Below are 10,396 nucleotides of genomic sequence, written 5' to 3'. Positions count from 1 at the left end.
GTCGGGAGACGGCCCCCGCGGGCACCCGATCCGACCCGCGGCAGCATCCGCGCCACCCCAGCGTCAGCTCCACCTCCAGCTTCAGCCGAGGAGCCCCCATGGCGGCGACGACCGTCCCCGAGAACACGACCAAGCGCCACGCCGGGCGCCCGGCCGGCCCGGACCGGCCCGGCGCCAGACGCGGCCTGCCCCGCAAGGCGGCGGCGAACCTCCAGGCATACGGCTTCCTCGTCGGCGCGGTGGTCTGCTTCCTGGCCTTCTCCTGGTACCCGATGGTCCGGGAGTTCATCATGAGCTTCCAGGACAAGAAGCGCGGGGTGACCTCCTGGGTCGGGATGCGGAACCTCGACCGCGTCTACCACGACCCGTTCTTCTGGACCGCGTGGAAGAACACCGCCGAGTACACCGGCTACGCGCTGGTCATCGGCTTCGCGCTGCCGTTCTTCGTGGCGATCGTGCTCAACGAACTGCGGCACGCCCAGGCCTACCTGCGCATCCTGGTCTACCTGCCGGTGATGCTCCCGCCGGTCGCCGGCGGCCTGCTCTTCAAGTACTTCTACGACCCGGACTACGGGCTCTTCGACCACATCCTGAAGACCCTGCACCTGCCGACCTCGCAGTGGCTGGACTCCTCGCACACCGCGATGATCTCGGTGGTGATCGCGGCCACCTGGATGAGCATGGGCAGCGCCACCCTGGTCTACCTCGCCGCGCTCCAGAACATCCCCGGTGAACTGTACGAGGCGGCCGACCTGGACGGCGCCGGGCTGTGGAGCAAGATCTGGCACGTCACCATCCCGCAGACCCGCATGGTGCTCTCGCTGATGCTGCTGCTCCAGATCGTGGCGACCATGCAGGAGTTCACCAACGTCTTCGTGCTGGCCGGCGGCAACGGCCCGGAGAACTCCACGATGACCGTGGTCTACATGATCTACCAGTACGGATTCCGCTACAACAACCTCGGCAGCGCCGCCGCGCTCGGCCTGTTCCTGCTGCTGGTGCTGATCGTCTTCTCGGGCGTCTACACGCGGCTCAGCCGGACCGACGAGCAGGAGGGATGACGGACATGGCAGCCATCTCCACACCGCAGAACCGCACCCTGATCTCCGCGGCGGCGCTGAACCGCCGCAAGGGCCGGATCACCTACCGGATCGTGCTGACCGTGGTGCTGGTCGTCTTCACCCTGGTCTTCCTCGGCCCGCTGTACTGGATGGTCACCGGCGGCCTGAAGTCCGCGAGCGAGGTCGTCGCGAACCCGCCGACGTACTTCCCCAAGCACCCCAAGCCCGGCACCTACCACACCGCGTGGACCCAGCTGAAGCTCGCGCGGCTGCTGTTCAACACGCTGTACTACGCGTTCGGCGCGCTCGCCTTCCAGCTGGTCTTCGACGTCGCCGCCGCGTACGCGGTCTCCAAGCTGCGCCCGGTGTTCGGCAACGTGATCCTGGCCGGGATGCTGGCGACGCTGATGATCCCCTCGGCGGTGCTGATCGTCCCGCAGTACGTCACCGTGCTCGACCTGCCGCTGCTGCACCTGAACCTGGTCGGCACCCCGTGGGCGATCTGGCTGCCGACGGTGGCCAACGGCTTCAACATCTTCCTGCTGAAGCGGTTCTTCGACTCGATCCCGAACGACCTGATGCACGCCGCCGCGATCGACGGCGCCGGGCCGCTGCGCACCCTGTGGTCGATCATCCTGCCGATGTCCCGGCCGATCCTCGGCGTGGTGTCGATCTTCGCGGTGGTCAACGTCTGGAAGGACTTCCTCTGGCCGATGCTGGTGGAGCCCGACCCGGACAAGCAGCCGATCAACCTCGGCATCAACTCGCTGTCGCAGGGCGTCCCGGAGAACGTGATCATCGCCGCGCTGGCCATCTCCGCGGTGCCCACCCTGCTGATCTTCCTGCTCTTCCAGCGCAACATCATGTCCGGTCTGACCGCGGGCGGCCTGAAGGGCTGACGCCCGCGGCACCGCCTGCGCACCACTTCCGCAGCACCCCTCAGCACTCCGCCGCCGGCCCCTGCCATCATCCCCGCGATCGGGGCCGGCGGCGGAGTCCCACCTGCCCGAAAGGACGTTGACGTGGCAGACACCCCTCAGCCCGAGGCCGACGAGAACTGGTGGCGCGACGCGGTCATCTACCAGGTCTACCCGCGGAGCTTCGCCGACAGCAACGGCGACGGGACCGGTGATCTCGCCGGCGTGCGGTCCCGGCTGCCGTACCTGGCCGATCTGGGCGTCAACGCACTGTGGTTCAGCCCCTGGTACCCCTCGCCGATGGCCGACGGCGGCTACGACGTCGCCGACTACCGCGACGTGGAGCCGGTCTTCGGCTCGCTCGCCGAGGCCGAGAAGCTGATCTCCGAGGCCCTCGCGCTGGGCATCAGGACGATCATCGACATCGTGCCGAACCACGTCTCGGCCGCGCACCCCTGGTTCCGGGAGGCGCTGGCGGGCGGGCCCGGCTCGGCCGCGCGCGAACGGTTCTGGTTCCGGCCCGGCCGCGGCGCGCACGGCGAACTGCCGCCGAACAACTGGCCCTCGCAGTTCGGCGGACCGGCCTGGACCCGGACCACCGACCCCGACGGCACGCCCGGCGACTGGTTCCTGAACCTCTTCGACTCCGGCCAGCCGGACCTGAACTGGAACCACCCCGACGTGCTCGCCGAGCACGAGGACATCCTGCGGTTCTGGTTCGACCGCGGCGCCGGCGGCGTACGCATCGACTCCGCGGCCATGGTCTGCAAGGACCCCGACCTGCCCGACCTGCCAGATCCGGGCGCCGGCGCCGAGGCGGCACTGCCCGCGCACCCCTACGTCGACCGCGACGACCTGCACGACATCTACCGGAGCTGGCGGCGGATCGCCGACTCCTACCCGGGCGTGCGCATCCTGGTCGGCGAGGTGTGGCTGCCGGACGCCGAGCGGTTCGCCCGCTACCTGCGGCCGGACGAGATGCACACCGCGTTCAACTTCGACTTCCTGGCCTGCCCGTGGGAACCGGACCGGCTGCGCACCTCGATCGACGTCACGCTCGCCGCGCACGCCCCGGTCAGCGCCCCCGCCACCTGGGTGCTGTGCAACCACGACGTGACCCGCACCGTGACCCGCTACGGCCGGGCCGACACCGGCTTCGACTTCGCCACCAAGGCGTTCGGGATTCCGACCGACCTGGAGCTGGGCACCCGGCGGGCCCGCGCGGCCGCCCTGCTGACCCTGGCGCTGCCCGGGTCGGTCTACCTCTACCAGGGCGAGGAGCTGGGACTGCCCGAGGTCGAGGACATCCCGACCGGCAAGTTGCAGGACCCGATGTACCTGCGCTCGGCCGGCACCAACCCCGGGCGCGACGGCTGCCGCGTACCGCTGCCGTGGTCCGGTGCCACCCCGCCGTTCGGCTTCGGACCGGACGGCTCGGCCGAGTCCTGGCTGCCCCAGCCGGCCCAGTGGGCCGCCCGCACCGCCGAGGTCCAGTCCGCCGACCCCGGCTCCATGCTCTCGCTGTACCGGGCGGCGATCCGGCTCCGCAAGGACACCCCGGAACTCGGCCACGGCACCGCCTTCACCTGGCTGGACAGCGCCCCCGGCGTGCTGGCCTTCCGCCGCTCCCCCGGCTTCGTCTGCGTCGTCAACCTCTCCCCCGACCCGGCTCCCCTCCCCGCGCACCGCACCCTGCTGCTCGCCTCCGCCCCCCTCGCCTCCGACGGCCTCCTCCCGCAGGACACCGCCGCCTGGCTCCTCGCGTAGCGCCGCCTCCCCCTGGGGCCGCCCTCCCCCACAGGCGGCCCCTTCGGTGTGCCCACCCGCCGGAAGTCCCCCGGAAGCCGTGAGAAGTCCCCTCGGAAAGGAGGAGGGCGGGAGCGACATCGCGTCGGGGTGACGATTAGAGTGGGGGGCGTGCCTCAACTACGTCTCGCTCTGAATCAGATCGACTCCCGTGTCGGCGACATCGCCGGGAACCGCGCGGAGGTGGTGCGCCGGGTCCGGTACGCGGCCGAGCAGGGGGCCCACCTGGTCGCGTTCCCGGAGATGATGCTGACCGGCTATCCCGTCGAGGACCTGGCGCTGCGGTCGTCCTTCGTGGAGGCGAGCCGGACGGCGCTGGTGGAGCTGGCCGCGGAACTGGCCGCGGAGGGCCTGGGCGCGCTGCCGGTGGTCGTCGGCTACCTCGGCCGCAGCGAGAACGCGCAGCCGAAGTACGGCCAGCCGGCCGGCGCGCCGCAGAACTGCGCGGCGGTGCTGCACGAGGGGAGGGTCGCGCTGCGGTTCGCCAAGCACCACCTGCCGAACTACGGGGTGTTCGACGAGTTCCGCTACTTCGTGCCCGGCGACACCATGCCGGTGGTGCGGGTCGGCGGCGTGGACGTGGCGCTGGCGATCTGCGAGGACCTGTGGCAGGACGGCGGCCGGGTGCCGGGCGCGCGGGAGGCCGGCGCGGGCCTGCTGCTGTCGGTGAACGCCTCGCCCTACGAGCGGGACAAGGACGACACCCGGCTGGAGCTGGTCCGCAGGCGGGCCCGGGAGGCCGGCTGCACCCTGGCGTACCTGGCGATGGTCGGCGGCCAGGACGAGCTGGTCTTCGACGGCGACTCGATCGTGGTCGGCGCGGACGGCGAGGTCATCGCGCGGGCGCCGCAGTTCACCGAGGAGTGCGTGCTGCTCGACCTGGAGCTGCCCGCGGCCGCCGCCGAGGTGCCGGCCGGGCGGGTCGCGGACGGCCTGGAACTGCGGCACGTGGTGCTGTCCGCCGAGCCGGTCCCGGCGTACACCCCCCGGTACCCCGGCACCGAGGCCGAGCCGCTGGGCGACGAGGCGGAGATCTACGGCGCGCTGGTCACGGGCCTGCGCGCGTACGTCGCCAAGAACGGCTTCCGGTCGGTGCTGATCGGCCTGTCCGGCGGGATCGACTCGGCGCTGGTCGCCGCGCTGGCGTGCGACGCGATCGGGGCGGAGCACGTGTACGGCGTCTCGATGCCGTCGGCGTACTCCTCGGACCACTCCAAGGGCGACGCGGCCGAGCTGGCCCGCCGTACCGGCCTGAACTTCCGTACGGTGTCGATCGCCCCGATGTTCGACGCGTACATGGAGTCGCTGAAGCTGACCGGCCTCGCCGAGGAGAACCTCCAGTCGCGGCTGCGCGGGGTGACGCTGATGGCGATCTCCAACCAGGAGGGCCAGATCGTGCTGGCCCCGGGCAACAAGAGCGAGCTGGCCGTGGGCTACTCCACGCTCTACGGCGACTCGGTGGGGGCGTACGGCCCGATCAAGGACGTCTACAAGACCACCGTCTTCCGCCTCGCCCGCTGGCGCAACGAGGACGCGGCCGCCCGCGGCGAGACCCCGCCGATCCCGGAGAACTCGATCAGCAAGCCGCCGAGCGCCGAACTGCGCCCGGGCCAGGTCGACACGGACTCGCTGCCGGACTACGACGTGCTGGACCGGGTCCTGGAGCTGTACGTCGACCGGGACCGGGGCCGCGAGGAGATCGTCGCCGCGGGGTACGACGAGGAACTGGTCACGCGGGTGCTGAAGCTCACGGACACCGCCGAGTACAAGCGGCGGCAGTACCCGCCGGGCACCAAGATCTCGGCGAAGGGCTTCGGCAAGGACCGCCGCCTGCCCATCACCAACCGCTGGCGCGAGGGCGGCTGACCCCCCGCCGCCCCGGCCGCCCGCAGCGGGGGCGGCAACATTCGGCCCGGCCCGGAACTCTTGCCCGGGCCCGGGGGCGGCTGCTGTGATCCGGCCCATGGATGCTTCTGCTGCGGGGCCCGGGCCGCTGACGGCGACGTACGACCGGATCGGGGTCGGGTACCGGGACGTGCGGCGCGCCGATCCGCGGCTGGCCGCCCTGATCGACCAGGCGCTGGGCGGGGCGCGCACCGTGGTCAACGTCGGCGCGGGCGCCGGGTCCTACGAGCCGGCCGGCCGGGAGGTGACCGCGGTCGACCCGTCGCAGGTGATGCTCGACCAGCACCCGGGGGCGCGGAAGGTGCTGGCCGGCGCGGAGCGACTGCCCTTCGCCGACGGCGCGTTCGACGCCGCGATGGCGGTGATGACGGTGCACCACTGGCCCGACCTGCGCCGCGGCCTGGCCGAGCTGCGCCGGGTGTCGCGGCGGCAGGTGCTGTTCACCTACGACCCGTACCACCGGCCGGAGTTGTGGCTCCTGACGGAGTACCTGCCGGAGATCGGCGCGTTCGAGCGGGCCCGCTTCACACCGCTGGCGACGGTGGTGGCGGCGATGGACGCGCACACGGTGCTGCCGTTCCCCATCCCGCACGACTTCACCGACGGCTTCCAGAGCGCGTACTGGCGCCGCCCGGAGCTGTTCCTCGACCCCGACGTGCGCCGGGCGAACTCCACCTTCGCCCAACTGCCCGCCGCCGTCGTCGAACCGGCGATCGAGCGGATGCGCGCGGACCTCGCCTCGGGCGCCTGGCACCGCCGCCACGCCGACCTGCTGGCCTTGGACGCCGTCGACTACGGCTACCGCCTCCTCGTCGCGGGGGGCTGACCCCGCCCGGCAACAGCGCCGCGGCAACGGCAGCGCGGCAACAGCGCGTTGGTCAGGGGACGTCGAGCCGGGCGGCCACCGGCAGGTGGTCGCTGCCGGTGCGGGGCAGCGTCCAGGACGAGACCGGCTCGATGCCCTTGACCATGATCTGGTCGATCCGCGCCATCGGGAAGGACGCCGGCCAGCTGAAGCCCATGCCGTTGCCCGCGGCGCCCTGGGTGGAGCGCATCTGCGAGGTGACGGAGGCGAGCGCGCGGTCGTTCATGGTGCCGTTGAGGTCGCCGAGGAGCACCACGTGCGGCAGGGTCTCCGCGGCGATCGCCGAACCGAGCGCGTCGGCGGCCCGGTCGCGCTGCCCGGCGGTGAACCCGGCGTCGAACTTGACGCGTACGGACGGCATGTGCGCGACGTACACCGCGACCTTGCCGTGCGGGGTGGCGGCGGTGGCGCGCATCGCCCGGGTCCAGCCGAGCCGGATGTCGACCGGACGCACCGAGCTGAGCGGGTACTTGCTCCACAGCCCGACGGTGCCCTGCACCGAGTGGTAGGGGTAGGCGGCCGCCAGGTCGCGGCTGTAGCGGGCGACCTGCCCGGCCGCCAGCTCCTCCAGCGCGACCACGTCCGCGTGCGCGGCGATCACGTCCTTGGCGGTGCCGTCCGGGTCGGGGTTGTCGGCGTTGACGTTGTGCGTGAGCACCGTGAGATTGCCGCCGGTCCCGGCCTTGTCGGTGAGCAGCCCGCCGAAGAGGTTGAACCAGACCGCGGTCGGCAGCAGTACCGCGATCAGCGCGGTGACCGAGCGCCGCAGCAGCGCCACCACCAGCAGCACCGGCACGAGCAGGCCGAGCCAGGGCAGGAACGTCTCCAGCAGGCTGCCGAGGTTGCCGACCCGGTTGGGCACGTCGGCGTGGAAGAGCAGCAGTCCGGCGAGCACGACGGCGACCACCGCCGTGACGATGCCGCGCCGCCACATCCCCGCGGGCCGCCACCACCGCAGGAAGCGGGCGCGCAGCCGGTCCCGGGCCCCGGCCGCCCCGGCGTCCGGCCCCACCGGGTCCGTGCCGTCCGTGCTGGTGTCCGTGCCGTTCTGCGCCTGGGTCATAGAAGTCCTTGCCTGCCTGCCACTTGCCGGTGCTTCGAACCCTAGAGCCTGCCGCGGTGATCGCCGCGACCGCCGCGGCGCCGCGCCGCCCGGCACGCGGATCCGCCCGGCACGCGCATCCGCCGTACCGCACCTCCGTCGTACCGCCGCGGGCACGCGCGCCGGTAGGGAGCGCCGTCGTACCGTCACCGGTCGCCGACTCCGAGCGACCGACTCTACGGGATTCGTATGTGAAGCGACGGTCAGGTGCGGGTCGCGGGTTCCGCGGGCGGTACGGATCGCCCGGACTGTGACGAGACCTGGACATAAGCGGCCGGCGGCCGTTGGCCGTTCCGGTGGTCGTGACGGTGGCCGTTCCGGCGGCCGTTCGCGGGTCAGGCGCGCGGGCGCATCCCGTCCAGCAGCGTGTCCACCACCCGGTCGGCGAGGTCCGCCGGGAGCGACGCGTCCGGGTAGAGCGTGGCGCGGGACAGCACCGGGCCGACCACCATGTCGCAGAGCAGTTCCAGGTCGGCGCCCAGCTCGGGGCGGATCTCGCCGCTGGCGATGCCGCGTTCCAGCACCGCGACGAGCATCCGGCGGCGGCCGGCGATCACGGTGTCGTGGTAGCGCTGCCACAGGCCGGGGTTGCTCCGCATCTGCGTCACCATGGTGCGCAGCAGCGCCGACTCCCGCTTGGCGAGGCCGCGCCGGCGGATGAACTCCACCGCGCGGACCAGGTCCTCGCGCAGGTCGCCGGTGCCCGCGCCGGCCGGTGGCGGCGGGCCCTCGACGGTGGCGAGCACGTCGAGCAGCAGCGCCTCCTTGCCGGGCCAGCGCCGGTACAGCGTGGCCTTGCCGACGCCCGCGTGCCGGGCGATGCCCTCCATCGTCAGCTCACCGATCTGGGTGCCGTCGGCGATCAGCCGCAGGACGGCGTCGATGACGGTGCCGTCGACGGCGGCGTTGCGCGGGCGTCCGCGGCCGGAGAGGCCCTCCGTCACTGCTCGGCACCCACCATCTCCCGCTCTCCCGAGCCGCCGCCGGGCGCCGGGGACAGCGCGGACTTGGGCGGCAGGAAGACGTAGGCGACGACGCCCCCGAGGATCGCGACGGTCGCCGAGGCGGTCGCGGTGATGTGCATGGCGTGGATGAACGCGTCGTCGGCGGGCCGCACCAGGCTCGCGCCGCCCGGACCGAGGCGCTGGGCCACCCCGAGGGTCGCCTCGATGGACTCGCCAGCCGCGTGCCGCTGGCCGGCGGGCAGGTGGCCGAGGTGGGAGCTGATGCCGTTGCGGTAGACGGTGGACATCACCGAGCCGAGCACGGCCACCCCGAGGGCGCCGCCGACCTGGCGGAAGGTGTTGTTGACCGCCGAGCCGGACCCGGCCTTCTCCCGCGGCAGCGCGGACATGATCATCACCGTGGCGGGCGGCATGATGTGCGCCATCGCGGTGCCCATCACGAAGAACAGCACCTCCAGCTCCCAGATCGGGGTGGTCCGGCCGAGCAGGAGGAAGCCGAGGAAGGCGATGCCGGTCAGCACCATGCCGCCCGCGCACACCGCGCGGGCGCCGATCCGGTCGACCAGCAGCCGGGCGCGCGGCGCGAAGATCATCTGCGAGGCGGCGAGCGGGATCAGCAGCAGCCCGGAGCGCAGGGCGCTGTAGCCGCGCACCGACTGGTTGTAGAAGACGACGAAGAAGGTCACGCCCATCAGCGCGAAGAAGACCAGGCCGATCGCGGCGACGGAGGCGGCGAACTGCCGCTTCTTGAAGTAGCGCACGTCCAGGGCGGGGTGGTCGCTGCGGGCTTCGTACCAGACGAACACCCCGAGGATGGCCAGGCCCGCCACGGAGGTGCCCCACACCTCGGGGCGGGTGAAGTCGCCGTACTGGCCGCCCTTGATGATGCCGTAGATCAGCAGTACCAGGCCGGCGATGGACAGCAGCACGCCCAGCGGGTCGAGCCGGCCGGGCCGGGGGTCCTTGGAGTCGGGCACGATCAGGAACATCGCGATCAGCGCGACGACCACGATGGGCACGTTGACCAGGAAGACCGAGCCCCACCAGAAGTGCTGGAGCAGCAGCCCGCCGGTGATCGGGCCGACCGCGATCGCCAGGCCCACCACGCCGGCCCAGATGCCGATGGCGCGCGGCTGCTCCTCGCGCTCGAAGACGTTCATGATGATCGCCAGGGTGGCCGGCATGATCAGCGCGCCGCCCAGGCCCATCACCCCGCGCCACGCGATCAGTTGCCCGGCGGTCCCCGCGAACGCGGAGAGCGCCGAGCCGCCGCCGAACACGAACATGCCGGCGAGCAGCACCTTCTTGCGGCCCAGCCGGTCGCCGAGCAGCCCGGCGGTGAACAGCAGGCCGGCGAAGACCAGGGTGTAGGAGTTGATCGCCCATTCCAGCTCGCTCTGGCTGGCGCCGAGCCCGGTCGGGGCCGGCTGGGCGATCGTCTTCATCGCCACGTTCAGGATCGAGTTGTCCAGCACCACGACCAGCAGGCTGAACAGCAGGACGGTGAGGATCGCCCAGCGGCGGCGATGGATCACCTCGGGCACTTTTGTGACTATCGCATCAGCGGCCATCCCCCGAGCCTACCGCTTTTACGATACGACCCCGTCTCGTATCGCAAAGCCCCGGCAAAGCCCCCAGCTCAGCCACGGATCGGCCGCGGCAACCGGGAACGGTCACGGGGAGGGGGTTGCCCGCGGGCGGCGGCCGGGCGGGTCCGGGGGTTTCCCGGCGGGTCCGGGGGTTTCCCGGCGGGGCCGGGCGTGCCAGCATGGGAG

The 10,396-nt window shown here is 72.2% G+C and carries 8 protein-coding genes; 5 read left to right on the top strand and 3 right to left on the bottom strand.

The window, feature by feature from the left end; translation table 11 throughout:
- The first annotated feature begins 98 nt into the window (after positions 1-98).
- From AC3ERT_RS33055 to AC3ERT_RS33035, 5 genes are all read left to right on the top strand, one after another.
- Entirely contained in the window at positions 99-1,061 is a 963-nt protein-coding gene (locus AC3ERT_RS33055) for a carbohydrate ABC transporter permease (protein WP_335982667.1), read from the top strand.
- A 5-nt stretch (positions 1,062-1,066) separates the two neighbouring features.
- Positions 1,067-1,960, top strand: a complete 894-nt coding sequence (locus AC3ERT_RS33050; RefSeq protein WP_335982664.1) for a carbohydrate ABC transporter permease — start codon at positions 1,067-1,069, stop codon at positions 1,958-1,960.
- Positions 1,961-2,083: 123 nt separating this feature from the next.
- Positions 2,084-3,745 carry a glycoside hydrolase family 13 protein gene (locus tag AC3ERT_RS33045; RefSeq protein ID WP_435178565.1) on the top strand — a complete coding sequence of 554 codons (1,662 nt, stop codon included), beginning with the start codon at positions 2,084-2,086 and terminating at the stop codon, positions 3,743-3,745.
- A 150-nt stretch (positions 3,746-3,895) separates the two neighbouring features.
- Positions 3,896-5,650, top strand: a complete 1,755-nt coding sequence (locus AC3ERT_RS33040) for an NAD+ synthase (protein ID WP_435178563.1) — start codon at positions 3,896-3,898, stop codon at positions 5,648-5,650.
- 97 nt (positions 5,651-5,747) lie between these two features.
- Positions 5,748-6,515, top strand: a complete 768-nt coding sequence (locus AC3ERT_RS33035; RefSeq protein ID WP_435178561.1) for a class I SAM-dependent methyltransferase — start codon at positions 5,748-5,750, stop codon at positions 6,513-6,515.
- Positions 6,516-6,567: 52 nt separating this feature from the next.
- Here the strand turns inward: AC3ERT_RS33035 and AC3ERT_RS33030 are convergent, their stop codons facing one another.
- The 3 genes from AC3ERT_RS33030 to AC3ERT_RS33020 all read right to left on the bottom strand — a co-directional run bounded on the left by AC3ERT_RS33030 (position 6,568) and on the right by AC3ERT_RS33020 (position 10,192).
- A complete protein-coding gene (locus tag AC3ERT_RS33030) occupies positions 6,568-7,488 on the bottom strand; it encodes an endonuclease/exonuclease/phosphatase family protein (RefSeq protein ID WP_435133053.1) in 921 nt (306 codons plus the stop codon).
- A gap of 503 nt (positions 7,489-7,991) precedes the next feature.
- The gene (locus AC3ERT_RS33025; protein WP_335982653.1) at positions 7,992-8,600 is read right to left on the bottom strand and encodes a TetR/AcrR family transcriptional regulator; all 609 of its coding nucleotides are present in this window, start codon (positions 8,598-8,600) and stop codon (positions 7,992-7,994) included.
- On the bottom strand, positions 8,597-10,192 hold the full coding sequence (locus AC3ERT_RS33020) for an MFS transporter (protein ID WP_335982652.1): 1,596 nt from the start codon (positions 10,190-10,192) through the stop codon (positions 8,597-8,599). The genes AC3ERT_RS33025 and AC3ERT_RS33020 overlap by 4 nt, the downstream gene beginning before the upstream one ends.
- Between the last annotated feature and the right edge of the window lie 204 nt (positions 10,193-10,396).

The organism is Actinacidiphila sp. bgisy145 (genome assembly GCF_057708125.1).
Note: the sequence above shows the minus strand (reverse complement) of the source record. Positions and strands in the feature narration are given on the sequence as shown.